The sequence below is a fragment of the Rhodonellum sp. genome, from assembly GCF_030656585.1.
Taxonomy (GTDB): Bacteria; Bacteroidota; Bacteroidia; order Cytophagales; family Cyclobacteriaceae; genus Rhodonellum; species Rhodonellum psychrophilum.
This window is the reverse complement of sequence record NZ_JAUSPP010000024.1, coordinates 13,014-37,577: the sequence shown is the minus strand read 5'-3', so window position 1 is coordinate 37,577 and position 24,564 is coordinate 13,014. Positions and strand designations below refer to the sequence as shown.

Annotated in this window: 23 protein-coding genes; 7 read left to right on the top strand and 16 right to left on the bottom strand. The window is 41.3% G+C overall.

Annotation, left to right across the window (positions count from 1 at the left end; genetic code table 11):
* Nucleotides 1-2: 2 nt before the first annotated feature.
* The 6 genes from Q7J63_RS05280 to Q7J63_RS05255 are packed head-to-tail and all read right to left on the bottom strand — an operon-like array spanning nucleotide 3 to nucleotide 5,124.
* A complete protein-coding gene (locus Q7J63_RS05280; RefSeq protein ID WP_304884532.1) occupies nucleotides 3-773 on the bottom strand; it encodes a TatD family hydrolase in 771 nt (256 codons plus the stop codon).
* Nucleotides 770-1,876, bottom strand: a complete 1,107-nt coding sequence (locus Q7J63_RS05275; protein WP_304884530.1) for a glycosyltransferase — start codon at nucleotides 1,874-1,876, stop codon at nucleotides 770-772. The genes Q7J63_RS05280 and Q7J63_RS05275 overlap by 4 nt, the downstream gene beginning before the upstream one ends.
* Nucleotides 1,876-2,502 carry a polysaccharide deacetylase family protein gene (locus Q7J63_RS05270; protein ID WP_304884528.1) on the bottom strand — a complete coding sequence of 209 codons (627 nt, stop codon included), beginning with the start codon at nucleotides 2,500-2,502 and terminating at the stop codon, nucleotides 1,876-1,878. Before Q7J63_RS05270 ends, Q7J63_RS05275 begins: the two co-directional genes overlap by 1 nt.
* 4 nt (nucleotides 2,503-2,506) lie before the next feature.
* The gene (locus tag Q7J63_RS05265) at nucleotides 2,507-3,718 is read right to left on the bottom strand and encodes a PP2C family protein-serine/threonine phosphatase (protein WP_304884526.1); all 1,212 of its coding nucleotides are present in this window, start codon (nucleotides 3,716-3,718) and stop codon (nucleotides 2,507-2,509) included.
* A gap of 10 nt (nucleotides 3,719-3,728) precedes the next feature.
* The gene (locus tag Q7J63_RS05260; protein ID WP_019600457.1) at nucleotides 3,729-3,980 is read right to left on the bottom strand and encodes a hypothetical protein; all 252 of its coding nucleotides are present in this window, start codon (nucleotides 3,978-3,980) and stop codon (nucleotides 3,729-3,731) included.
* Between the two features lie 22 nt (nucleotides 3,981-4,002).
* The gene (locus Q7J63_RS05255) at nucleotides 4,003-5,124 is read right to left on the bottom strand and encodes a glycosyltransferase (RefSeq protein WP_304884523.1); all 1,122 of its coding nucleotides are present in this window, start codon (nucleotides 5,122-5,124) and stop codon (nucleotides 4,003-4,005) included.
* A gap of 21 nt (nucleotides 5,125-5,145) precedes the next feature.
* Here Q7J63_RS05255 and ruvC point away from each other — a divergent pair, with 21 nt between their 5' ends.
* On the top strand, nucleotides 5,146-5,724 hold the full coding sequence (gene ruvC / locus Q7J63_RS05250; RefSeq protein WP_019600455.1) for a crossover junction endodeoxyribonuclease RuvC: 579 nt from the start codon (nucleotides 5,146-5,148) through the stop codon (nucleotides 5,722-5,724).
* A 24-nt stretch (nucleotides 5,725-5,748) separates the two neighbouring features.
* Here the strand turns inward: ruvC and Q7J63_RS05245 are convergent, their stop codons facing one another.
* From Q7J63_RS05245 to Q7J63_RS05210, 8 genes are all read right to left on the bottom strand, one after another.
* Nucleotides 5,749-6,309, bottom strand: coding sequence for a porin family protein (locus Q7J63_RS05245; RefSeq protein ID WP_304884520.1), 561 nt, complete (start codon nucleotides 6,307-6,309; stop codon nucleotides 5,749-5,751).
* A gap of 138 nt (nucleotides 6,310-6,447) precedes the next feature.
* Nucleotides 6,448-7,050, bottom strand: a complete 603-nt coding sequence (locus Q7J63_RS05240; RefSeq protein ID WP_019600453.1) for a porin family protein — start codon at nucleotides 7,048-7,050, stop codon at nucleotides 6,448-6,450.
* 102 nt (nucleotides 7,051-7,152) lie between these two features.
* Nucleotides 7,153-8,226 carry an alanine/ornithine racemase family PLP-dependent enzyme gene (locus Q7J63_RS05235; RefSeq protein WP_304884518.1) on the bottom strand — a complete coding sequence of 358 codons (1,074 nt, stop codon included), beginning with the start codon at nucleotides 8,224-8,226 and terminating at the stop codon, nucleotides 7,153-7,155.
* 6 nt (nucleotides 8,227-8,232) lie between these two features.
* Entirely contained in the window at nucleotides 8,233-8,673 is a 441-nt protein-coding gene (locus Q7J63_RS05230) for a GNAT family N-acetyltransferase (protein ID WP_019600451.1), read from the bottom strand.
* Between the two features lie 12 nt (nucleotides 8,674-8,685).
* Complete coding sequence (locus tag Q7J63_RS05225; RefSeq protein ID WP_304884516.1) at nucleotides 8,686-10,110, bottom strand: sodium:solute symporter; 1,425 nt, start codon at nucleotides 10,108-10,110, stop codon at nucleotides 8,686-8,688.
* A gap of 204 nt (nucleotides 10,111-10,314) precedes the next feature.
* Nucleotides 10,315-11,064, bottom strand: a complete 750-nt coding sequence (locus Q7J63_RS05220) for a succinate dehydrogenase/fumarate reductase iron-sulfur subunit (protein ID WP_019600449.1) — start codon at nucleotides 11,062-11,064, stop codon at nucleotides 10,315-10,317.
* A 28-nt stretch (nucleotides 11,065-11,092) separates the two neighbouring features.
* On the bottom strand, nucleotides 11,093-13,027 hold the full coding sequence (locus Q7J63_RS05215; RefSeq protein ID WP_019600448.1) for a fumarate reductase/succinate dehydrogenase flavoprotein subunit: 1,935 nt from the start codon (nucleotides 13,025-13,027) through the stop codon (nucleotides 11,093-11,095).
* 12 nt (nucleotides 13,028-13,039) lie between these two features.
* Nucleotides 13,040-13,726: a succinate dehydrogenase cytochrome b subunit gene (locus Q7J63_RS05210; RefSeq protein WP_026333895.1), complete on the bottom strand. Its 687-nt coding sequence runs from the start codon at nucleotides 13,724-13,726 to the stop codon at nucleotides 13,040-13,042.
* A gap of 256 nt (nucleotides 13,727-13,982) precedes the next feature.
* Between Q7J63_RS05210 and Q7J63_RS05205 the strand changes: the two genes are divergently transcribed.
* From Q7J63_RS05205 to fabD, 4 genes are all read left to right on the top strand, one after another.
* Nucleotides 13,983-16,760 carry a gliding motility-associated C-terminal domain-containing protein gene (locus tag Q7J63_RS05205; protein ID WP_304884511.1) on the top strand — a complete coding sequence of 926 codons (2,778 nt, stop codon included), beginning with the start codon at nucleotides 13,983-13,985 and terminating at the stop codon, nucleotides 16,758-16,760.
* Complete coding sequence (locus tag Q7J63_RS05200; RefSeq protein WP_019600444.1) at nucleotides 16,757-17,188, top strand: thiol-disulfide oxidoreductase DCC family protein; 432 nt, start codon at nucleotides 16,757-16,759, stop codon at nucleotides 17,186-17,188. Before Q7J63_RS05205 ends, Q7J63_RS05200 begins: the two co-directional genes overlap by 4 nt.
* 129 nt (nucleotides 17,189-17,317) lie before the next feature.
* On the top strand, nucleotides 17,318-17,938 hold the full coding sequence (locus Q7J63_RS05195) for a carbonic anhydrase family protein (protein WP_019600443.1): 621 nt from the start codon (nucleotides 17,318-17,320) through the stop codon (nucleotides 17,936-17,938).
* 97 nt (nucleotides 17,939-18,035) lie between these two features.
* On the top strand, nucleotides 18,036-18,911 hold the full coding sequence (fabD, locus tag Q7J63_RS05190) for an ACP S-malonyltransferase (RefSeq protein WP_304884508.1): 876 nt from the start codon (nucleotides 18,036-18,038) through the stop codon (nucleotides 18,909-18,911).
* Nucleotides 18,912-18,965: 54 nt separating this feature from the next.
* Here the strand turns inward: fabD and folK are convergent, their stop codons facing one another.
* A complete protein-coding gene (folK, locus tag Q7J63_RS05185; RefSeq protein WP_019600669.1) occupies nucleotides 18,966-19,454 on the bottom strand; it encodes a 2-amino-4-hydroxy-6-hydroxymethyldihydropteridine diphosphokinase in 489 nt (162 codons plus the stop codon).
* Between the two features lie 73 nt (nucleotides 19,455-19,527).
* Here folK and sppA point away from each other — a divergent pair, with 73 nt between their 5' ends.
* Nucleotides 19,528-21,288: a signal peptide peptidase SppA gene (gene sppA / locus Q7J63_RS05180; protein ID WP_304884506.1), complete on the top strand. Its 1,761-nt coding sequence runs from the start codon at nucleotides 19,528-19,530 to the stop codon at nucleotides 21,286-21,288.
* Nucleotides 21,289-21,320: 32 nt separating this feature from the next.
* Here sppA and Q7J63_RS05175 read toward each other — a convergent pair whose 3' ends face one another.
* Entirely contained in the window at nucleotides 21,321-22,214 is an 894-nt protein-coding gene (locus Q7J63_RS05175) for a flavin reductase family protein (RefSeq protein WP_304884504.1), read from the bottom strand.
* Between the two features lie 373 nt (nucleotides 22,215-22,587).
* On the opposite strand from Q7J63_RS05175, the gene Q7J63_RS05170 reads away from it, so the two are divergent.
* On the top strand, nucleotides 22,588-24,402 hold the full coding sequence (locus Q7J63_RS05170; protein ID WP_304884502.1) for a 7TM diverse intracellular signaling domain-containing protein: 1,815 nt from the start codon (nucleotides 22,588-22,590) through the stop codon (nucleotides 24,400-24,402).
* Nucleotides 24,403-24,564 lie beyond the last annotated feature (162 nt).

Genomic DNA, 24,564 nt, shown 5'->3' with positions numbered 1-24,564 from the left:
CGCTAAAACCTATGAAATATATTTTGGGAATTCTGTTCTGTAATGATGGAGACCTCTTGTATTGTTTTTCCAGTCAAGAAACTCAACCTTTCGGCAATGACCGGAACATACTCCGGGGAATTTCTTTTCCCGCGAAAAGGAACGGGGGCCAAATATGGGCTGTCTGTTTCCAAGACGACATGCTCCAGAGAAATTTCCGGAAACACTTTGTCCAAACCACCATTCTTGTATGTGGAAACTCCTCCAATCCCAAGTAAGAAACCCAAGTCAATAATTTCCCTTGCTTGTTCGAGCGAACCTGAAAAGCAATGGAATATCCCCCTGAGGGCAGCTGTTTTTTCTTCTCTGATGATCTTGATCGTTTCATCCATCGATGCCCTACAGTGGAGTACAATGGGGAGATTTTTCTGCTTTGCCCAATTGATATGGATTTTTAGGGATTCTTTTTGTTCCTCAAAGAAGGTTTTGTCCCAATAGAGATCCAATCCAGTTTCTCCGATCGCTGAAAAAGGACGCTTTTCAAGCCATTCTTCCATCACATACAATTCCTTGGCAAAATCTTTCTTTACATCACAGGGGTGAAGCCCCATCATGGGAATGCATATTCCGGGGTATTTTGATTCGGCATCCAGCATTGGATCGATGGATTCCACACTGATATTGGGCATGTAGATCTTGTGGACCCCATTTTGAACGGAGCGCCCTATAATCTCAGCCCTGTCGCCGTCAAATTTTGATGAATAAATATGCGCATGCGTATCTGTGAAATTCATAAGTACTGCCTTCCTTTCCAATCCGTTTTGGAAGGCCAAAAATAATAAACTATCGTAGACCAAGCGGTAATCATATAATAAATTTCAAAAAGAAGGAGATCCAAATAATTTAAATTCTCCCCAGCATATACTGCAAATCGGTGGATGAAATGACTCTGTAAGAAAATCTTCACACTCCAAGCCACTAGCCCAATGACGGGGAAAAACCAAAGGACTAGGAGTATCGCTGGAAAAAACAGCACCTGGATCGCCAGCAAAACCTTCCAATAGACAGGCAAAGTAAAAGCACCGGCCATCCACCTTTTGCGCTGTTCCAATAAGCTTGAAAAATCCAATTGTGCTTTTGTCTCGATGAGGTTTTCTGGACTTATCTGGTGGACTCCTTTATAACCAATATTCTTCAGGCTCCTGGCCATCTCAAAATCCTCTGTTAGGGAGAATGGGATCCCTGCGAAACCACCAACCTTATCGTATGCTTCCCGGGTGATGAGCATATTGTTGCCCATTGCCGTAATGGAAACACCCAAGTCATCCAGCACCTTAACCATCCCCAAACTGAGCCACCAATCAAAGGCCTGGAATTTTTCGAAATTGGATTTTCCTTTTATTGTGGTGATACCGGTCACTATCCCCACTTCTGGCCCCAACCCTTCAATCATTTTTTCCACCCACCCTTCTGGGACCAAACAATCCGCGTCCGTAAACAACAATACCTCTCCATTTGCCATTGCACCCATTTGTGCCAATGCATTTGCTTTGCCGTTGAGCTGGTTTTCAGGCTTCGGATTGGGTTGAATGGAAATGAATGCTGCATTGGGCATGGTTTTCACCCAAGCTTCCAGGATGGATTTGGTGGCATCGGTACTGTGGTCATCTCCCAAAATGAATTGAATTTTGTCCGAAGGATAACTCAGTTTTTCCAAAGAGGAAAGACATCCGGGGAGATTGTTGGCTTCATTTCGAGAAGGAATCAAGATGCTGACGCGTGGGTATGAAGGGAGATTTCCGGTTTTATACCGCTTAAAATTGTCCTTTAATAATAAAATCAATACGAAGTCCTGGAACAACAATAAAACCACGAGAGATAGTGAGAGGATCCCCATTACAAAAGTCCGGTTTCAAAGCCATTATCCGAAACGAAATCCAAGTAAGGGTTCAAAACCCTTTTCAATATTCCTTTTGTTTTCACTTGATCATGAAAAACTACGATGGAACCGTTTTTGGTATATTTTATGGTCTTTTGAAGGCATTTTTCAGCTGGTTGATTGAGATCAAAATCTCCGGAAAGTACATCCCACATGATCACCTGATGGGTACTATTCACTTTTTTGTGTTGGTTTCTGGTCATTCTTCCATAGGGCGGGCGGAATAAATCAGTAAAAATCCCCAAATGTTCGCCTATTGTCTCTTGACATTTTTCTATGTCTTGAAGATAGACCGCTTCTTTTGTTTGGAAACCATTGAGGTGATGATAAGTATGGTTTCCAACTTTGTGTCCACATGTAAGCACTTCCTTGGCAAGCATCGGGTTTTTCCGAATGTTATCACCAACCATAAAAAAGGTCGCTTTCATCTTTCTTTTATCCAGCATTTCCAGCACATAATCTGTAACGCCTGGCACAGGCCCGTCATCGAAAGTCAAATAGACTTTTCTCTCTTGCCTATCTTTGTTCCAGATCAACTGTGGCAATAAACTCGATATTATAGAGGGAACATGATGGATGAGCATTTGTTTATTTGAATCTCATGCTTAACAAAGTAATGTCGTCTCCCCGCACGGTACCCTCGGCAAATCCATCCAACTCCTTGAAAAAGGTTTCGTGAAAGACATTTGGGTCTGTGCAAAGATTTGCCTGAACAAATTTAACAAACCTTTCATCTCCATATTCCTCTTCACTGCTGTTAAAACTCTCTGTCAAACCATCTGTATACAAATGAAGATTAAATCCCTTTAAGTGGGATCTTTTTCCCACTTCCAAGAAAGGCAGTTCTTCGAAAGCGCCTAGAATGGTGGTGCCTGCTTCCAACAATTCGCTTCTTCTTTCTCCTTCCCAACACAATACTGGTGGATTATGGCCCGCATTCACAAATATCAACTCCCTCTTTTTGAAATTGTAATGACCCAGGAAAAAAGTAATAAAGCGCTCTCCATTTGTATTCTCAAAAATGGTGTAATTCAATTGCTCCGTGATCATTTTGAGATCGGAGGAACTTCTGAGCAAGGTTCTTAGGGCAGCTTGAAAATTTGACATCAACAAAGATGCCGGCATTCCCTTTCCTGATACATCCGCAATACAGAAAAACACCTCGTCGTCAGACTTTTGGATAAGATCGTAATAATCTCCTCCAACAGTACTGTGCGGGTAGTAAGTTACCTTCGCTTTTAATTTTTCGGTTTGTGGCAAATTAGATGGAAAAAGCATCCTTTGCACATTTGAAGCAATCTCAATTTCTTTTTTGAGCCGTTCTTGCTCCAATTGCCTGCTGGCGAAACGCTTGTTTTCCAAAGCCACGACCAAAATATTGGTTAAAGCCTGCGTAAAGTTCAAGTCAAGCTCGCTATGTTCTTCCTTTTTCTGAAGAAATAGGATTGCAAGCATTTTATCCTTGTGATATACCGGGATGTAAATCTCCAATTCTTCAAAGGAAAACCCATCGTCCACTTGTATCTGAAGTTCATCCGTGTCCCTGTTGTCATTAACTTGGTTTTCAGGAATACTGCTGGGTGTTTTGCCTTTGATGCCATGACTGATCTTTTGATCAAAAACATCATTATTGGCAACATAAAGCACCAAAGAGCGGATATTCAAATGCACCAAACAGGTGAATTTGAATATATTGAGCAATATAGAAGCCGGCTTATTTTCGTTGATTGCCTGAGTAATCTCCAACAATGCCTTGAGCTCTAATTCCTTCCTTTGGTATTTTACAATTTCGGTGGTCAATTGATTGTCGTTAAAGTGCGTTATGCTCCATGAGCCCTTTCTTTGTGGCCAAATAAAATAATTGGGCCCCTTCTTGTCTCAAGTCAACCTTTTCGAAGATTTCCTGATCGGGTTGTCTCAGACATTTGATGAAATCTTTTGCATAAAGTGCATGCAAGTTAGCCAAAAGCTTATCATCCTCCCAACCTAAAACGCCTTTTAAATATGCATAGTGCTGGACAAAATACAATTCATCCAATAAGTCAAATTCCTCGTCGCTCATTCTTCTCTATTAAAATACTAAGTTAATGTTTTGGTAAACTTTCCCTGCCTTTCCAGACAAATTTCCCTCTTAAAACGCCCAATCCTGTAGTCAAAACATAAAAAGGATGAACCAAACTTGTAAGAATGGAATCAATCGCCTTCTGTTGAATTTGATACGAACTTAAAACAAGCCCTAGAACAACCCGCTCCGAAACGAGCTTGACAAGCCAAAGGAAAAGAAAAACGGCCAACCCCTTTAACCCCATAAACAGCAATCCGACACTTGCCAAAAAAAACAACTGGAAAAGAAAGGGGGCTATGGCCGCAAAAATATGCCCTTTCGAAGGACTGACATTCCACTTGGAAGCCCATCGGATGCGTTGTTGGAACAATTCAGTCCAGCTTCTTGCTTCTTGTGTATAGACCAAATTATCTTTACTATGGAGATAGACCGCGGCATTCTTCCCGAAATTTGAAATGATTTTTTTCAACAAAAACTCGTCGTCCCCGGAAAGATGCTCAAGATTTCCTTCATATCCACGCACCGCCAAGAAAGCACTTTTGCGATAGGCAAGGTTTGCACCGCTGCACATCAATGGTTTTTTGAGATGAAAAGTCATCTGGGTGACAGCCAAAATGCTCGCCCATTCTATTTGTTGGAATTTCTGAAAAAAAGACAATCCCCTGTCTGTCATCACTGGTCCAGCTACCAATTTGATTTCTGGGTTGGCGAAAGGTGCTGTCATTTGGCTAATCCAATCTTTAGGCACAAGGCAATCTGCGTCCGTGGTCATGATGATTTCTCCATTGGACAATTCCAGGCCACCCGTTAAGGCTGCTTTTTTTCCGATTACTTCACTTTGGATGATTCGAATTGAAAGCAAAGGGGATGATTGCGTAGCGATCAATTCCTCCAACATAAACAAAGAACGGTCCTCGCTGAAATCATCTATCCAGATGATTTCAAAATCCGGGTACTGTAAAGCTTTGAGGTTATGGAATGATGCGGAAATATTTTGTTGTTCATTTCTGAAGGGAACCAAAACTGTGACTTTTGGCGTCGATGAAATGGGGGAAATTCTTTGAGGTGTTTGCCAATTCATCCATAGCACCGACATCAAAACGAGATAAAGTATCCCTATAAAAACATAAAATATCAGCATGTTTTGGCTTAAATTGCGGTGATGAGTAAAGAAGAGAAAAAAGTGTCAAAGGAAAAAATAATTCTGGGAATTGACCCTGGCACCAACGTGATGGGATATGGATTGATATTGATTGAAGGCAAAAAGTACAGCTTGATACAATACGGAGTGATTCATCTCAAAAAATACGCTACCCATGAACTTAAGCTCAAGAAGATTTTCGAAAGAATAATTGGTATCATTGATGAATACCACCCTGATTCAGTGGCCCTGGAAGCTCCTTTTTATGGAGAGAATATTCAATCCATGTTGAAGCTGGGCCGTGCTCAAGGTGTAGCCATGGCTGCAGCATTGTCGAGAGATATCCCCATTACCGAATATTCCCCCAAGAAAATCAAACAGTCTGTTACAGGGAATGGCAATGCATCAAAAGAGCAGGTTGCCGAAATGCTTAAAACACTGCTAAACATCAAGGAAATTCCAAAACTTTTGGATGCAACGGATGCATTGGCCGTCGCTGTCTGTCATCATTTTCATGATGGAAGGATTCAAACTAGTGGTAAATCCGCGGGATGGAAATCATTTTTACAAGAAAATCCTGATCGGGTAAAGGGACTTTAAGGTTTTAAGCCCAATTTCAAGTCATTAAAAATTCTTTCCCAAAGCCAATTTGAAAACCCTGTTTTTGACATTGAAATTAAAATAATTCAGGTCTACCAATCCAAAATCATAGCTGGCTTGTACATTGAGTCCCAAAGGAAGATTGGCTCCGGCACCGATCACGCCCGCAATATCATACCCTCTGACAACCTCTTTGGTTTTGGAAACCATTCCTCCCTGTTCGTATTTTCTGGAAAACAGAAAGGAACCTTGTGGCCCGGCAAAGAGATTTAAACCCTCTAATATCTGGTACCTCACCAGAACAGGAATATCGATATAATCCAGGTTTTCGGTGATTCGTCCGCTTGCTGAATTATCGGCAGATTTATACCCTTTTTGGGAATAAAAAATTGCCGGCTCGATGACCAATTTGTCCATCAATGGCAAACCATAATAAATACCTGCATGAAGGCCCGTTCTCGAGTCAAAATCAAAGCCATCGAAGTTGGCGAAATTAGCCCCCACCCTGGCTCCAAATTGGGCATTCGCCTCTTGGTTAAACAATAAGGCCATTCCAAACAACAAGACAAATATTAATTTTTTCATTTCAGGCATTTTTTTTTAATCTTCACTTTTGAATCAAGGGCAAATAAACAAAAAGAATCTGAAAAATTAACGCTATTTCAGGACGGGCATTTTCAAAAAAAAAGCCTACCCAATTGGGTAGGCTTTTTGAAAGGTCAATTAAAAGGAGTAACCTAGAGAAACTTTAAATCCACGGTTGAATATTTCGGCATCACTATTTTTAAAGACTGGAGAGGTTCCATAGTCATAACTTCCCTGGAGATTGATCCCCTTTGGCAAATTATAACCCAAACCAACGACAAAGCCCAAATCAGTTTTGGTAATGCTTTCGGTATCGTAAGAATAAGTTGTTCCGAAAAGATCTCCCTCAAATTTGGAAGAAGTCAAGAATGATGCTTGAGGACCTCCAAAAACGTTGATTCCTTTTGCGATGTAGAACCTAAGCAAAAGAGGCACGTCCACATAATTCAAAACGGCCCTTGAATTGGTCAAATCATCATTTTGAGTGCCTTTCACAGCATAATATACCCCTGGCTCCAAAGCGATTCTCTCTCCCAAAAATAAATTGGAATATACACCTGCATGAAATCCTGTACGGTTTGTATAATCATTGTTAGAGGCATCCGAGCCACCAAAGTTGAAGAAGCTTGCTCCTCCCCTTACTCCAAACCCACCAGCTGCATCACTTCTTGTCACATTCTGAGCTTGTATTTCTAAGGAGAAAAATGCCAATACTGCGAATACTAAAATCGATTTTTTCATTACCTTTTATCATTTTGGTTATAAACACGAATAGTCCAAGATTATGCCAAAAAAAAGCCCGGATTGAAAATCCGGGCAATTATAAAAATTAGGAACTGTTATTCAGTCGCTTATCTTTTTGTCCACATAACTTGAATTCATTATTCCCAATGCACCCATATATTTCAGGTTAAATTTTATCAAATCCCCCACCTTATAGTTTTTAGGATTTAGTTTCAAATTCAATATCAACATATCAGAACTAGCACCCAATATTTCAAATTCTCCATCTTCAGGAATGAGGTACTTTGGATCTACATCCAGCAAACCGATGTCAAGTATTGCCCTGAAAGAGGACATTCCATAAAGAGAGTCATCTATTTCCGCTATTTCCCCTTGGGGATTGGCGGCCAAGGTTCCAGACGGAAGTAAAGGTTTTTCTTGCATTTCGATGATCTCTGCATACAACTCGAAGACATCTCCATGCATTCCCTGAATCACTTTTTCCTCGACCAAGTCCACTCCAAAATAGAGGGTTTCCCCCACCCTAAAATGATTGATCCCCTTTGGGAGTTGCTGATGAAGCATCAAAGGAATGGTAACGGAAGTCCCGGCGGACACCCATCGAATCTTGATGTTGAATTTCAATTCAATGATTTGCTTATACAGAGACAACTGAATAAGCTTATCGGTGGAGGGCATTACCCCATTCAGACAATTGAGATTCGTGCCCAATCCTATGATTTCGATATTGGGAAGCTCAAAAATCTCAGCATAGAAATCTACCAAATGATCACCCATCACTCCTTCTCTAAGATCACCGGTTTCAACCATAATGATGATTTTATGCCTCTTTTTTTGAATCACAGCCTCATCGCTTATCCACCTGATGGTGTTTATCTCACTGTTAAGACTTACATCGGCGTACTTGACCATTTTGGCCACATTGCGTTTGGAGACAGGCTTCACATAAACAGTCTGAATTTCCCTGCTAATTTCTTTGACCTTTGCAAGGTTACTGATCCTGGAATCATGGATCTCGGTCACCCCCAAATCAATCAACTCCTTAAGATAAGTTCTATTTCCGCAAAGCAATTTTGAAACCACTCCCCAAGACACGTTATGCGATTCAAAACGTGCTTTAAGAAACTCGTAATTCTCTCTTAATTTGGTTCTATGTAAATTTAGAAAAGCCATGGTTGTTTATTTCTTTAGCCTCATTTCAAGGTATTTATTTGTAAAACCAAGATTTTCATACAGTTTCCTGGCAGGATTATCCGGCTCGACATGCAAGGCGATGTCTCCGTTTGCCAAATCAATGGCCGTTTGCATCAGTTTTTTACCGACGCCTTTACCGCGTTGGCTGCCATCCACGGCAATATAAACCAATATATTTTCAGGAATATATCCTGACATTCCAGTCCTGTTGACGATAACCGCCCCCACAACATGATCCTCCTCCCTAGCAAACACCACAAATCCTCCTTTATCGACTGCTTGATCCAGAGCATAATCCAGACATTTCATGATATCCTCGTGAGGGTCGCCATATTGTTCTAAATGAACAAATAAAAAGTCAGCGATTTCCTTTTTTTGGAGGAAAGTCGCTTGATCAATAGCGGAAAGAGTTTCTATTTTAAACATATAATTATCAATTTATTTTGAAATTTTATTTTTTCTACTCGTATAAACGAGCAAATATGTTGCTAAAGAGGAAAATATCCCGAAAAAATTTGGGTCCAGCCCAAATGGAAGCTCCATTCCCATAAAACTAAGTCCGGCAGTAACTCCTCCCCCTACAATCATTGCCCCCATCGCAGCATGCGAATCCCTCATGTTGGAAAATAGGCCAAACAGCACGGGAACCAACAATCCGGACACCATAAAGGCATATGAATACAACATCAGCTCAAGGACATTCGTCATTTGCAGGGCGATGACCAACGCCAAGACGCCCAAAATAAGCGTGAAGCCTTGACTGATAAACATTTGTACGTTTTCTTTTTTATTTTTCAAAAACCCGCCAAATAGATCAGTGGTAAGGTTGCCAGAAGCAGCCATCAAGCAAGAATCCGCCGTGGACAAAACCGCGGAGAAATATGCAGCCATCATCAAGCCCAAAATTCCCGGAGGAAGAATCGTTCTCAAAAGGATCGGTAAACCCATTTCTGGGTCAAAAGCATTGATATCGACCAGAAGCATGCCTTGTTCGAAAGCTACCCTCGACAACAAACCTAGAGACACGCCCATAAATGCCATGATCGGCCACTCGAACAAGCCTGCAATGAACCAGGCTTTTTTGGCAGATTTGAGATCTCTGCTGGCAAAAATCCTTTGGTACAGCGTCATCCCAATAAACCAAATCGGTAAAATCGTGATTCCCCAATTTGCAAAATCCTGCCAACTCAAATTCGTGAGGCTGAAGAATTCATCCGGAAGTGTAGTCCTAATTACAGACCATCCTCCCACATAATAATAAGCGACGGGAAGCCCAATGAAAATAAACCCACTCATCAAAATGATCCATTGGATGGTGTCTGTATAGATTACGGCTTTCAATCCTCCCATCACTGTATAGATGACCGCAATGGCCCCCATAATCATCAATGCCTGATGCATCTCCAACACTGGGAATGTGCCAGAGGCCAATTTGGCTCCTGCCAATAACTGAGAAGATGTGAATCCAAGATAGCCAATGAGACAAATGCAGGCCGCAACAATGCCAACTTTCTTGCTGTAAAGGTGTTGGAATATTTGAGGGAAAGTATAAAAATTAGCAAAGGCGGGATCACTTTTTACCCTTGGAATCAAAAAAACGGCCGCCAACCAGGCACCCAACAATCCGGTGAATAGCATCCAGCTTCCCGAAAGACCCATGATGAAACCCAATCCACCCAGTCCCACAGAAAAACCTCCACCAACATCCGTAGCGACAACGGACAGGCCTATGTGCCAGCTTCCAATATCTCTCCCTCCAACATAGTAATCGTCTTGTGTTTTATTCTTCTTCATGAAGTAGTATCCTACTCCAAGCATTATCAACATGTACCCGACAAAAATGCCAAGGTCTATGTAATGCATGTTTCCCCTTTCTTTTTATGATAAAATCTAAATAAATATAATTTTTCAAAGGTAAGCAATTATAGCTGATTTGAAAAAAATAAGCGTTTTATTTAGATTTTCAGCAAAAAAATACTATTTTTTATAAACAATGTTTAATAAAAGCGCAAAATGAAAAAAGCCGAGAAACTCGGCTTTTTTGAAAAACAGAAGACTATTTATTGCTTAAATATTATCACTAGTAACCACTGCGCTGAAATATTCCCTATTCATCCGGGCAATATTGGTCACGCTGATACCTTTAGGACATTCCGCTTCGCAGGCACCGGTATTGCTACAAGCACCAAAACCTTCCGCATCCATTTGGGAAACCATTCTCTCCACTCTTTCTTTCCTCTCCACTTGTCCCTGAGGCAGTAAAGCCAGCTGAGAAACTTTTGCAGAGACAAAAAGCATTGCGGATGCATTTTTACATGCTGCTACGCAAGCGCCACATCCGATACAGGTCGCCGAGTCAAAAGCTTCATCGGCAATCTTTTTAGGGATAGGGATTTCATTGGCATCCGGAACACCTCCGGTATTCACGGAAACGTAACCTCCCGCTTGGATTATTCTATCAAATGCGGAACGGTTGACGACCAAATCCTTCAGAACAGGGAAAGCGGTCGCTCTCCAAGGCTCGATGGTCACCACTTCTCCATCTTGGAACGATCTCATGTGTAACTGACATGTGGTTGTTTGCTCCGGACCGTGAGGCTTACCATTGATGTACAATGAGCACATTCCACAAATACCCTCACGGCAGTCATGGTCAAAATGGACTGGATCTTCACCCTTATTGGCAAGCTGTTCATTGAGCACATCCAGCATTTCCAAGAAGGACATGTCTTTGGAAATATGCTCAACTTTATATTCTTTAAATGCGCCTTTATCGGAATTGTTTTTCTGTCTCCAGATTTTCAAAGTTAAATTCATAGCTCAAATGCTTTAAATGCTTTTCGGATTACTTGTAACTTCTTTGGGTCAATTTCACGTTTTCGAATACCAATGGCTCCGTGTTCAACTTTTCTTCCTGGCCTTCTCCCAAGAATTCCCAGGCTGCCACGTAAGCAAAGTTTTCATCATCTCTCATCGCCTCTCCTTCTGGAGTTTGGTATTCTTCTCTGAAATGTCCACCACAAGATTCATTTCTGTGTAGGGCATCATCGACCATTAATTCTCCCAATTCTATGAAATCCGCAACTCTATTGGCTTTTTCCAAGGATTGATTGAGCTCTTCATTTGTACCCAAAACTTTGACATTTGACCAAAATTCTGATTTTAGCGTTTTGATCATCGCTTTGGCTTTCCTTAAACCTTCTTCGTTTCTGGCCATTCCGCAATAATCCCACATGATTTTACCCAATTTCTTATGGTAAAAATCTACAGTCTTTTCGCCTTTGATATTGATCAATTTCTGGATTCTATCCTTTACGTCTTTTTCTGCTTTTTGAAATTCGACACTGTCGGTTGGGATTTTGGTCTGCGGGATTTGAGCCAAGTAATCACCTATAGTGTAAGGGACAACAAAATACCCATCTGCCAAGCCTTGCATCAGTGCAGATGCACCAAGCCTGTTCGCTCCATGGTCTGAGAAATTGGCCTCACCAAGTGCATACAACCCAGGAACAGAAGTCATCAAATTGAAATCTACCCAAAGCCCGCCCATTGTATAATGGACAGCAGGGTAAATCATCATTGGGAATTTGTAAGGATTGTAGCCGGTGATTTGCTGATACATGTCAAAAAGGTTCCCATATTTCGCCCGAATGGCTGCCTCTCCATCTCTGTTGATGGCATCCCTGAAATCCAAGAAAACAGCCTCTCCGGTTTCATTAACTCCTTTTCCCTCATCACAAATGAGTTTGGCATTTCTGGAGGCCACGTCCCTTGGAACAAGGTTACCGAATGAAGGATATTTTCTTTCCAAGAAATAATCCCTGTCCTCTTCCTTGATGTCATTGGCAGTGATTGTTCCTTTTCTAAGCTTTTCTGCTGTTTCTACAGTTTTAGGAACCCAAACCCTTCCGTCATTTCTCAAGGATTCTGACATCAGTGTCAATTTTGACTGATGATCTCCAGAGACCGGAATACAGGTGGGGTGAATTTGGGTGTAAGAAGGATTGGAGAAAAATGCGCCTTTTTTGTGTGCTCTCCACGCAGCTGTCACATTGGAACCCATTGCATTGGTAGAAAGGAAAAATACGTTTCCGTATCCACCTGTACAAAGCAAAACTGCATGTGCACTATGGGATTCAACTGCTCCGGTAATCAAATTTCTCGTGACGATTCCTCTTGCTTTGCCATCCACCAAAACAACATCCATCATTTCGGTTCTTGGATAGAGCTTAACCTTTCCATTGGCTACCTGTCTACTTAAAGCAGAATAAGCACCCAACAACAATTGCTGTCCGGTTTGACCCCTTGCATAAAATGTCCTGGAAACTTGTGCGCCACCAAAAGAACGGTTGGACAATAGCCCTCCATATTCCCTTGCAAATGGAACTCCCTGTGCCACACATTGATCAATAATACTTACAGATACTTCTGCCAATCTATAAACATTGGCTTCTCTTGCCCTGTAATCTCCACCCTTGATGGTGTCATAAAATAACCTGTAGATTGAATCTCCGTCGTTTTGGTAATTCTTTGCCGCATTAATACCACCTTGGGCAGCAATGGAATGCGCTCTTCGTGGGCTGTCTTGGAAGCAAAAAGCTTTCACATTGTATCCCAACTCTGCCAAAGAAGCTGCTGCTGAGGCACCGGCCAAGCCCGTACCCACCACGATCACTTCATATTTTCTTTTGTTGGCCGGATTGACCAATTTCATGTTAAACTTATGTTTGGTCCATTTTTCTGCTAATGGACCTTCCGGTATTTTAGAATCAAGTATCATATCTTTCAATTATTAATTCAATGATGAGATATAAAGATAAATAGGCATGCTTGCGAAAAGCGCAGGGACCACCACACTAAAAACCCTCCCCAAAAAGACGATTGCTGGGGTGTATTTTTTGTGATTCAGCCCTAAAGTTTGGAAGGCACTTGCAAATCCATGTGAAAGGTGCAAACCCAAGAAAACCATCGCCACTACATAAAGCAAAACCAAAAGTGGCTCAGCAAAGGCAAACTTCACTATACTGTAAAGATCCTTGTACTCTTCCCCATCGTATTGTACTACTGGTAAATTTCCCCAATGCATCTCGTACCAAAACCCCTGCAAATGGACAACTAAGAAGATCAAGACAATCGTGCCCAAAACACCCATATTTCTGGATGTCCAAGCGCTGTTTGTGCTTGCCCTACTGGTTTGATAACCTATAGGTCTGGCTTTCTTATTTGCCAAAGTGGTGATAATGGAGTAGACCACATGCCCTATGATGGCAATGTAAGTCACATAAGAAAGGATTTTCACTGCCGGATTCGTCGTCATGAACTTGGCATAGATATTAAATGCCTGGCCATCATCGTTGATGAACAACTGTAAATTTCCAGTGACGTGCCCGACAAGAAATATTATCAGGAACAAACCTGTCAATGACATTATTAGTTTTTTACCTAGGGAACTGCTTAAGGTTTTTGTTACCCAACTCATATAATTTGTATTAAGATTTGATTGAAGACCGTTTTTTATGAGGGTCAAATTTACATTTGGAAAGCTTAGTAAACAATCAAAGCACAATCGATTGAACTTATTTTAAAACGTTCTAAATAGTCTTTAATTTCCGGGTTATTATTCCCATTTTAGTGACCTTATAACCATCTGTTTGTTTTTATTGTTTGATATTTGGAAATAAATTCCACCTAGTTTAGTTATTTTCGTATAAATTGAAATGTAAAGCCAAGCATTCATGAAAATCAGATTAACACTTTTACTTGCCTTCTCTTTTCTAATACTCGCTTTTAACGATGTATTTGCCACGCACATTCGTGCGGGAGAAATCACCGCGGAAAGAGTTTCTGTCCAAACGCTCACCTACAGGATCACTGTAGTGGGTTACACCGATCTTCGCTCAAATGTTGTTTTTGGACCGGGAGACATTGATTTTGGGGACGGGAGAAGCGAGGTCCTGAATACGAAGAGTGATATTGTGTCGGTGGAACCATTGGGAAACCAAATTGAAAAAAACACATTTGTGATCACCCATACCTACCAAGGCCCCGGACAATATGTCATTCGATTCAAGGAGTTCAACAGGAATGATCGAACACTGAACATGGACAATTCTGTAGACACTCCTTTTTATGTGGAAACGATGATCATCATTGATCCTTTTTTTGGCATTAACAATTCCCCGGTCCTCACCATTCCCCCCGTGGACAATGGTGCCGTGAATGTAAGGTATATCCATAATCCTGGCGCATACGATCCTGATGGAGACAGTCTTGCCTATGTCATGGATGTTCCAAAGCAAGAATTTGAAAGACCTGTCAACAACTATAGGAATCCAGGAACTCCTGAATTTAGTTTCAACAGAGAGGATGGAGGGACACCTGCATTTTTGACTTTGGACAATGTTACTGGAGACCTGATCTGGGATGCTCCTGGATTGGCTGGCCAATTCAATGTTGCCTTTAAGATCCTGGAATACCGTAAAATCAACGGCGTATTTCGATTGATTGGCTATGTGGTCAGGGACATGCAGATCATCATCGAAAACTCCAACAATAAAAGACCGGAATTGATATTACCCCCAGACCTCTGTGTGGTCGCTGGAACCAAAATTCAAGAAATTATTCAAGGCGTAGATCCCGACGGCGATCCAATCAAGATAGAGATATTCGGGGATCCTGTAGAAATCACCTCTTCTCCGGGAAGTTATTCTCCCCTATCGGTTTTTCAGCCAAGTCCCGGAATCATCACTTTCAATTGGCAAACGGTCTGCAGCCATGTAAGGGCAAGAGAATACCAAGTAAGGGCAAGAATCACCGATCAACCAAGGTCCGGCCCAGCCTTGGTGGACATCAAAACCTGGAACATCACAGTCATTGGACCGCCTCCTGTGCTGGAGGAAATAGAACAACTTCAGGGAAGGTCTGTGGATATCAAATGGAATCCCTATTCCTGTGGCACATCAGCGGAGACCATGCAGGTCTGGAGAAGATTGAACAGCGACCCGTATGAACCAGACTCTTGTGAAACGGGAATCAGGCCAGGCTATGAACTGATCGGAACCACCAACATGGGAACCTTTAATCTGTTGGACAACAATTTTGGTGAGGGACTGGCACCTGGCAATACCTATTGCTATCGATTGGTGGCGGCCTACCCTTCGCCAAGATTGGGTGAAAGCATTGTTTCCGAGGAATTGTGCATCACCATAGACGTGGATGTTCCTTTGATTACCAATGTGAGTGTTGAAGTTACAGACACGGAAAATGGAGAGGTTTTCATCAAATGGACCCCCCCATACGATATCGATCGGGAGCAGTTTCCCGGCCCATTTACCTATGAGTTGTTGAGAAACACTGGATTTACGGGCAATCAAAATCGTGTTTCCGTCATCACGACCTCAGACACTTTATTCACAGATACAGGCTTGAACACTGAAAACCTGGTTTACAATTATAAAGTAATCCTGAAGGAAAATACCACTACGATTGACAGCTCAAGTTCCGCCTCGACAGTAAGGTTGGATCCGGTGATCATCAACGAGGCAATTGAGTTGAATTGGTCATTCAATGTTTCTTGGAACAATTCCCTTTCTCAATTTAAACATGAAGTCTACAGGAACAGAACCGATCCGGGATCCCTTGACGAGGACAATTTCACCTTGATAGCAGAAGTAGATCCTACAATCAATGGATTTACTTATTTTGATGATGGTAGCCACAATGGTGTTTCTCTTCAAAAAGACATCGAATACTGCTATTATGTCATTACGAAAGGCGCATATAATATCTCCCAAATTGAATATCCACTGGAAAACAAATCACAAGTCATCTGCGCCAGACCTGATGATAACAGGTTGCCTTGTCCGCCGGTATTGACTTTTGAAGGACCTGAGTGTTCCGCATATTTATCAGACAAGGGATGTGGCTTCAACACATTTGTTCATGACCTAAGTTGGGAGCCCGACTTTACCGGGGAATGTGATGATGAACTCAGCGGATTTAGGCTTTATTTCAGTCCTGATGGGGAACAAGGTGTTTTTTCTTTGGCAGGAACATTCACGACATTTGACTTGGTGACCACGATCAGGAACCTTCCTGATTATAAAGGATGCTATTACATCACTGCGGTGGACAGGTCCGGGAACGAAAGTGAACCGAGCAACACGGTTTGTGTCGATAACTGCCCCAATTATGAGCTTCCAAATGCTTTTACACCAAATGGGGACGGGATCAATGAACTGTTCATGGCCTATGACAATCCATTCGCCAAGTGTCCAAGATTCGTGGAGGCTGTGGAAATCATTATCGCAAACCGTTGGGGAGTCGAAGTATTTAACTTCAATAGTTTGGAATCTAGTGAAAATGACATTTTCATCAGATGGGATGGAAGGGACAAAAACGGAAATGATCTTCCTGCCGGAACTTACTTCTATTCTGCAACGGTCAAATTCGATGTATTTGCCCCCTCTTTAAAAGAAAAGAAATTTAAAGGCACTGTCCAGATTATCAGGTGAGGATTCAAGATAAATATGAGGTGATTTTGTTTGACGGTGTTTGCAACCTTTGTAACAATTCGGTGGATTTTGTAATCCAACGAGACAAGAAAAACCGATTCAAATTCGGTGCATTGCAAGATGTCGCGACCAAAACACTTTTAAAAGACTATTCGATTGATTCAGAATACCTTGATTCTTTGGTGTTGATAAGTGGTGATCAAGTTTACTACAAGAGTAGCGCAGCGCTCCAGATAGCAAAGAATTTGGGCGGGTTCTGGACCTTCTTGTATGGATTGAGTGTAATCCCAAAATTCATTCGGGACCCTATTTACGATTGGATTGCGGTGAACCGCTATAAATGGTTTGGTAAAAAAGAGACCTGCAGACTCCCTTCACCTGAAGAAAAGGAAAAATTCCTTTCTGAAAAAATGTTGAACAAAGGATGAACGCAAATCAAAAACACTATTTTCGAGATCGATTTTCCGAATTGGTCTTGAAACACTAGCCCGATTATAATAAAAGCCGGCGCTTGCGCCATTTGTTTGTTTTTTATTTAACCGATCAAATCATTTTCTATGAGAGTCCATACCCGTAAATCCCAAGAAGAACTTACACCAGAGGATGCTTTGCAATATTTGAAGGAGGGAAACCAGCGATTCATCAGGAATTTAAGGGCAAACAGGAACCTGCTCCAACAAGTGAATGAAACTGCAGAGGGGCAATTCCCATTTGCGATTATCCTGAGCTGTATTGATTCCAGAACATCGGCTGAGTTGGTTTTCGATCAGGGATTGGGAGATATATTCAGCGCTCGAGTTGCTGGTAACATCGTCAATGAAGACATTTTGGGCAGTATGGAATACGCAGTGAAATACGCCGGTTCCAAACTTATTTTGGTTTTGGGCCACACCAAATGCGGAGCCATCATCAGCGCATGCAATCAGGTCAGGGATGGAAACATCACCACCCTTCTGCATAAAATCAAACCCGCCGTAGAAAAGGAAAAAACAATTCTGGAAGACAGAAACGGTCAAAATGAGAAATTTGTAAACAAAGTAGCGGAGCTAAATGTCCGAGTAGCGATGAAGGAAATTCTGGAAAGAAGTGACATTATCGCTGAGATGATTTCCAACAGAAAAATCACATTGGAGGGAGGTGTCTACGATGTCGAAACTGGAGAAGTGAATTTTTTCTGAAAATAAATTATCCCAAAGCCATACTAATCATCACCCCTGAAGGGGCTTTTTTTTAATATATTTGTCCCAAAATAAACTAAACTCAAAACGAACAAGGATGAAAGCATACATATTCCCGGGTCAAGGTGCTCAATTTACAGGCATGGGCAAATCCCTTTATGAATCCAATGAGATCGCGAAAGACATTTTTGAAAAGGCCAATGAGATTCTTGGTTTTAGAATTACGGACATCATGTTTGAGGGATCTGATGAAGAATTAAAGGAAACAAAAGTAACCCAGCCTGCGATTTTTTTGCACTCAGTGGTATTGGCCAAAACCCTGCAGGATTTCAATCCGGACATGGTAGCAGGACATTCTTTGGGAGAGTTTTCAGCCTTGGTGGCCAACGAAACACTTTCTTTTGAAGATGGATTGAATTTGGTTTACCAGCGTGCATTGGCGATGCAAGAAGCCTGTGAAGCCAACCCTTCGGGAATGGCAGCAATTCTGGGATTGGCTGATGAAAAAGTCGAAGAAATCTGTGCTGCGATCGAAGAGGAAATCGTGGTTCCCGCCAATTACAACTGCCCGGGACAACTGGTGATTTCCGGCTCAAACAAGGGGATAGAAATCGCTTGTGAAAAAATGAAGGAAGCCGGTGCAAAGAGAGCTTTACCTTTACCTGTGGGCGGAGCTTTCCATTCCCCATTAATGGAACCTGCTAGGAAAAAACTGCAAGAAGCCATCGAAAAGACAACTTTTTACACGCCTTCCTGCCCCATCTATCAGAATGTCAGTACTACAGGTGTGACGGATATCGAGGAAATCAAGAAAAATCTGATCGCCCAGTTGACCGCACCAGTAAAGTGGACGCAAACCATCCAGCAAATGGTGGAAGATGGTGCCACAAGTTTCATCGAATGTGGCCCTGGAAAAGTGCTTCAAGGTTTGGTCAAAAAGATCCATAAAGACGCCGAAACTGCAAGTGCGTAATCCTTACTTCATGCTTTTGAGTGGATAAAAAAATAGCTCTTCTATAATGAAGGGCTATTTTTTTATCAAACGTACTACCGATGAAGTATCCGTGCAGATTTCCAGCATCTGGGTACTGGAAACCCTTAAAATTGGATGGATAAAATCTGGTAATATTTCAACGAGAGGTTCCAGTACAAATCTACGTCGGGAGATAAAAGGATGTGGAATGATTAGGGTCCGATTTTGGATCACCTGCTGTCCAAAATAAAGGATATCGATATCCATGGTCCTGTTTCCCCATTTCTCCTCCCTTTTCCTCCCCAGTCGATTTTCAATTTCTTGAATAATTGTCAATACGCCTTCGGCAGCAAGATTGGTTTGGAACACCAAAACCTGGTTTAAATAATCTCCTTCCGACAACTTGCCCCATGCCGCGGTTTCAAAAACAGAGGAAAAAAGCAATGGATCTGAAAAATTTTCCCGAAGCATACTATTTGCTTGTTCGATTAATTTCATTCTATCGCCAAGATTTCCCCCTATAACAAAAACTACTTTCTCCATTACTTAGTTTATAATCTCTGCAAGATAAACAATAAAGAAAAAAGAAGTATTTTAGACGAAAATTTTATAAAACATGAGATTCCTAGGAAATGTATTGGCCGTAATCGTAGGCCTTCTGATCTTTTCAGTATTGAGTTTTTTTATTTTGGCAGGAATTATTGCCATTGCTTCATCTTCGGATGATGAAGTAAAAGTAAAGGAAAATACAGTCCTCCATCTGAACTTGGACGGAAGGACTTTAGTGGAACGGACAAGCGAAAATGATTTTGATTTAAGCAGCCTCAGTGCGTTTGGAGGAATTCCTTCCGTAGGATTGGTGAATTTGAAAAAAGCGATTTTGACTGCAAAGGAGAATGAAAACATCAAAGGGATTTATCTTCAGGCAGGAATGGTAATTGCAGGCCAAGCGATCTTACAGGAATTGAGAGCCGAGCTTGAAGATTTTAAATCATCAGGGAAATTCATCATTAGTTATGGCGAAATCTATTCAGAGGGGGGCTATTTCCTAAGTTCTGTCGCTGATGAGGTGTATATGAATCCGATGGGTGGAATGGATTTTAATGGATTTGCATCAGAAATGGTCTTTTTAAAGGGTATGTTTGAAAAAATCGAGGTGGAGCCGGTTGTGTTTCGGGTTGGTGAATTCAAAAGCGCGGTAGAACCTTTCATTTTGGATAAAATGAGCGACGAAAGCCGCCTGCAAACCGAATCATTCCTCAATGATCTCAACAACATTGCCATGACTCAAATCGGAGTGAGTAGAAATATTCCTTTCGAAAAAGTAAATGAGATCAATGATCAGATGCTCATCAGAAAACCACAAGATGCTGTTGATTTAAAGATGGTCGATGGACTTTGGTATGAAGATCAGGTAATCGATCTTTTGAAAGAACGCTTGGGGCTGGGCGAGGATGATAGCATCAACACCATCAATGTAAAAGGAATTAATAAAACCTCAAAATCCAAAAACAGGTTATCTAAAAACCGGATCGCGGTGATCATCGCTGAAGGGGAAATCGTAAGTGGAAAAGCGGATGGCATGATTTCATCAGAGAAATTTGCCCAAGAAATCAAAAAGGCCAGAAAAAACAAGGACATAAAAGCTATTGTACTTCGTGTAAACTCGCCGGGAGGGTCAGTATTGGCTTCCGAGGTCATCTGGAGAGAAATGGCCGAAGCAAAAAAAGTGAAGCCCGTCATCGCCTCCATGGGAGAAGTAGCCGCCTCGGGTGGATATTACATCGCGGCACCCGCTGACACGATTGTGGCCCAGCCCAATACAATCACCGGATCCATTGGGATTTTCGGTCTTTGGTTCAATGCCCAAGGATTGCTAAACAATAAATTGGGGATCACTACCGATGTCGCAAAAACAGGTGAACTCTCAAATTTCATGAGTGCCACCAGAAAACTATCAGACTTGGAAAAAAGCATTGTTCAGAAAAACGTTGAAGAAGGATATGACACCTTCATCACCAGGGTGTCTGACGGAAGAAACATGAGCAAGGATTCTGTTTTGAAAATTGCTTCTGGCAGAGTCTGGAGCGGCCTGCAAGCAAAAGAAAATGGATTGGTAGATATATTGGGCGGACTCGAGGATGCAATAGCAATCGCGGCATCCAAAGCTGGAATAAGTGAAGATTTCAGGGTTGTGTACTATCCCGAAGAGAAACCTTGGTTTGAGCAATTCCTGAAAGAATTGACCGATGAGGTTCAAGCAACCTACACCAGAACCCAATTGGGAACCCTTTTCCCAATTTATCAGCAAATCGAAAAAGTCAAAAAATACGAAGGGATCATGGTCAGAATGCCCTATGATATCACTATTCAATAATCATAAAAAAGGGAGCTTAATCGCTCCCTTTTTTATTTCAATTGTAGCAAAGCTTTCCAAGCATTGCCAACATCACCCGCTGCCAGCAATCCCTTGGCGTGCTCGTGCAGGTGAAAGACAAGACTTTCCTCGTCATTTTTGAACCTAACTTTCATTTCCTGAATTTCAGATTTTTTCCCGAAATCCTCAATTTCTTCAGCGGTTGGGATATTTTCAACATTCCCCAACCTTCCGAGATCATTTCCTGTCAAAACATTGCTGTTTCTGATGCTTTCGGGGATCTGATCCACCCCGATACCCTTTGTCCGAAGTGGCTTTTCGATTTCAAATAAGGCAGATCCATTTGCCCTGCAATACCAATCTCCTCCCATTCTCGCAACGGCATCCAACTTAAAAGGATCAATTTTGTCATTTTCATCCAAAATATTTTCATCGATGTGGGCAAGAATGATTTCACAAATAACCAAATTGGCTGCACCTCCCTCCGTACCTACAGCGATAATATCCAATACTTTACATTCAAAAGCGACAGGAGCTTCCTTAACACGCGGCGGACGAACCATAGTGGAAGGGACCGGGGTCAGTCCTGACTTTAGGAATTCATTGACACCCTTGTCATATTCGGTACTTGCCAAGGACATTTGTTCCACTATGGCATAATTCACAATATTAATGACGACTTCCGGAACTTCCTTCACATTCTCAAGGCTGTGCTTGGTTGTATTGTCCCTTACCCGTCTGGCGGGTGAGAACACCAAGATTGGAGGGTTTGAACCGAAGGTGTTGAAAAAACTAAAGGGGCTTAAATTAACCACGCCATCTTTATCGATTGTGCTGGCAAAAGCGATTGGTCTTGGCGCAACCGCTCCAAGTAAATAGCCATGAAACGCTGAAGTGGAAATCTCTTTTGGGTCTATAATTCTCATAAATACTGTTGAATGGATTCCTGATACTAATCCCATTTCTGGATTAAAGGTTTAATTTATCAAATATTTTTTATTATTGGGCAAGTCAATTTGACAAGTGAAGGCCATTTGATCTAACCAGAATAAGGAGAGTCGAATCAAAATTAAATACAAAAGTAAAATTTCTCCGGATCAAATGGATTATCCTGATTTTATCATGGTTTTTTTTGTAAACTCGTGGCAGGAATCACATCTTTGATAAAGTTTTGTTCTTCAGGTTTTGGAAAAAACCCAAGCAAAAACAACGCAAATCAACGGCAGACAGAATTTAAGCATGAAAGCACAATTTTTCTTTTTTCTGTTTCTTATCTCAATTTCATCTTTCGGTCAAAAGATGTCTGGAGATGCTTTTTTAAAGATAGATGATCGATTGGAAGAACGCATTTTAGACATTTCCCAGTTGCAGTTTTACGAAGACAAAGAGAACATTCTTGATTTTGAGGACATTCTCAAGGGCTCGTTTCAGGAAAATTTCACCGTTAAACCTGAATTTTCCAAAAACAATTTTAACACAAGCCACACGTATTGGATAAGATTTGCTCTCGAAAAAAACCCCGGGAGTTTAAAAAATTGGATCCTGGAATTCTATGACCAGACCATTGATGAAATTGAAATTTATGTTCCTAGACAAGATGGTACCTACGAAAAAGTGCTCATGGGATACTCCCTTCCATTTGCGGAAAGGACTTTTAGGCACAAAAATTTTGAATTGGAGTTGGAAAACCAAAGTAAAGGAATTGATCAATATTACATCAAAATAAGATCCAGCCAAAAAGCCGATATCAGAATAGCGGTGAGATCGATGAACCGATTTATTTTTTATGCGCTGAACGAATACTTTCTTTACGGTATTTTTTACGGGATGATCGCCATCATTGCCTTGTACAATACCCTGGTTTATTTTGCTGTCAAAGAAATCAAATACCTGTACTACACTTTTTATTTATTGAGTGTGGCCATATACGCCATGTGTGTTGATGGGATTTCCTTCCAATACCTCTGGCCAAAAAATCCGGAATACAATCAAATCGCAAAAGGAATTACCAGTTACTTCGTCGTTGCTTGGGCCATTTTGTTCTCTATCAGATTTTTGAATACCAAAGTCAGGTCTCAGAGAATCCACAAAACACTTTGGGTAATTCTAGGCATCAAGACCATACTCTTTTTGATCGGTTTGTTTTGGAACAACAAATTATTTGAAATCAAGTATTATGATGTAATCCCAACTTTCTTCATATTCTTTTCCAGCATCTACATTTGGACCAAAGGATACCAAGTGGTGCGGTTCTTTGTGATCGCTTATGGGGTGCTGTTTATTGGTTTAATGATAAAGGTTTTGGCAAATACCGGGATAATTCCGCACAACACTATCATTTATTATAGCCTTCATTTTGCCTTTTTGCTGGAAATGCTACTGCTGACCTTTGCTTTGGGGGACCGCATTAGGATTTTGAAGAAAAACCGAGATCGGGCGTTTCAAAGAACCATAAAACAAATTGAAATCAATTATGGGCTGAAGGAAAAAGTCAACTTGGAATTGGAGAACAAAGTAAAGGAAAGAACCCAAGAGTTGGAAAGTAAATCAGCGATGATGGAATCCATCAACCGTCAACTGATCGAAAAAGATGAAGAAATTAAAAGAATCAATTCCTTTTTGGACAAAGACAATTGGAAGCTAAAAAGCAGTATCAAACAATCCTTCCAGGACAGGCTGACGAACAAATTGCTCTCTTACGAGGAGTTCAAGAAAATATTTCCGGACCAATCAGCTTGCTACCGCTATTTAGAGGAATTCAAATGGTCAAAGGGCTTTGAATGCAAAAGTTGTGGAAACCACAAATCATCAACTGGCCCAAAACTATTTACAAAAAGGTGTTCAAAATGTGGCTACATTGAATCCGCAACGGTGGGAACGGTTTTTCATGGGGTAAAATTCCCTTTGGAGAAGGGTTTTTACATCGCTTACACAGTCATATCTGAAACGGAAAAGCAAACTTTGGAAAAACTTTCCGAAATGTTGGATCTCCGGAAAAATACCGTTGGCAGCTTTAGAAAAAGAGTGAAAGATATTCTTGATTCGAATGGACATTCCAACCCCCAGTGGGAGGATATTATGGGAGAAACCAATTTCCAAAAAACGGCACTTTAACCACTCGAATCAAGGCAATAAAAGCCGCTTTTTTGATTTAATTTTTTGTCTTAGTATTAATGCGATATCCAATAAGAAAAATACCCCCCAATTGCGCTATTTGCGATTTTATTCGTGTTATTTAAGCGTGATTTTTGGACTGAAAAACGTGTGATATTCCAT

What these genes read in the sequence shown, in the direction of transcription:
- Q7J63_RS05280 (WP_304884532.1), bottom strand. Translation starts at nt 773, where the DNA reads ATGAATTTCACAGATACGCATGCGCATATTTATTCATCAAAATTTGAC.
- Q7J63_RS05275 (WP_304884530.1), bottom strand. Translation starts at nt 1,876, where the DNA reads ATGGGGATCCTCTCACTATCTCTCGTGGTTTTATTGTTGTTCCAGGAC.
- Q7J63_RS05270 (WP_304884528.1), bottom strand. Translation starts at nt 2,502, where the DNA reads ATGCTCATCCATCATGTTCCCTCTATAATATCGAGTTTATTGCCACAG.
- Q7J63_RS05260 (WP_019600457.1), bottom strand. Translation starts at nt 3,980, where the DNA reads ATGAGCGACGAGGAATTTGACTTATTGGATGAATTGTATTTTGTCCAG.
- Q7J63_RS05255 (WP_304884523.1), bottom strand. Translation starts at nt 5,124, where the DNA reads ATGCTGATATTTTATGTTTTTATAGGGATACTTTATCTCGTTTTGATG.
- ruvC (WP_019600455.1), top strand. Translation starts at nt 5,146, where the DNA reads ATGAGTAAAGAAGAGAAAAAAGTGTCAAAGGAAAAAATAATTCTGGGA.
- Q7J63_RS05245 (WP_304884520.1), bottom strand. Translation starts at nt 6,309, where the DNA reads ATGAAAAAATTAATATTTGTCTTGTTGTTTGGAATGGCCTTATTGTTT.
- Q7J63_RS05240 (WP_019600453.1), bottom strand. Translation starts at nt 7,050, where the DNA reads ATGAAAAAATCGATTTTAGTATTCGCAGTATTGGCATTTTTCTCCTTA.
- Q7J63_RS05235 (WP_304884518.1), bottom strand. Translation starts at nt 8,226, where the DNA reads ATGGCTTTTCTAAATTTACATAGAACCAAATTAAGAGAGAATTACGAG.
- Q7J63_RS05230 (WP_019600451.1), bottom strand. Translation starts at nt 8,673, where the DNA reads ATGTTTAAAATAGAAACTCTTTCCGCTATTGATCAAGCGACTTTCCTC.
- Q7J63_RS05225 (WP_304884516.1), bottom strand. Translation starts at nt 10,110, where the DNA reads ATGCATTACATAGACCTTGGCATTTTTGTCGGGTACATGTTGATAATG.
- Q7J63_RS05220 (WP_019600449.1), bottom strand. Translation starts at nt 11,064, where the DNA reads ATGAATTTAACTTTGAAAATCTGGAGACAGAAAAACAATTCCGATAAA.
- Q7J63_RS05215 (WP_019600448.1), bottom strand. Translation starts at nt 13,027, where the DNA reads ATGATACTTGATTCTAAAATACCGGAAGGTCCATTAGCAGAAAAATGG.
- Q7J63_RS05210 (WP_026333895.1), bottom strand. Translation starts at nt 13,726, where the DNA reads ATGAGTTGGGTAACAAAAACCTTAAGCAGTTCCCTAGGTAAAAAACTA.
- Q7J63_RS05205 (WP_304884511.1), top strand. Translation starts at nt 13,983, where the DNA reads ATGAAAATCAGATTAACACTTTTACTTGCCTTCTCTTTTCTAATACTC.
- Q7J63_RS05195 (WP_019600443.1), top strand. Translation starts at nt 17,318, where the DNA reads ATGAGAGTCCATACCCGTAAATCCCAAGAAGAACTTACACCAGAGGAT.
- fabD (WP_304884508.1), top strand. Translation starts at nt 18,036, where the DNA reads ATGAAAGCATACATATTCCCGGGTCAAGGTGCTCAATTTACAGGCATG.
- folK (WP_019600669.1), bottom strand. Translation starts at nt 19,454, where the DNA reads ATGGAGAAAGTAGTTTTTGTTATAGGGGGAAATCTTGGCGATAGAATG.
- sppA (WP_304884506.1), top strand. Translation starts at nt 19,528, where the DNA reads ATGAGATTCCTAGGAAATGTATTGGCCGTAATCGTAGGCCTTCTGATC.
- Q7J63_RS05175 (WP_304884504.1), bottom strand. Translation starts at nt 22,214, where the DNA reads ATGAGAATTATAGACCCAAAAGAGATTTCCACTTCAGCGTTTCATGGC.
- Q7J63_RS05170 (WP_304884502.1), top strand. Translation starts at nt 22,588, where the DNA reads ATGTCTGGAGATGCTTTTTTAAAGATAGATGATCGATTGGAAGAACGC.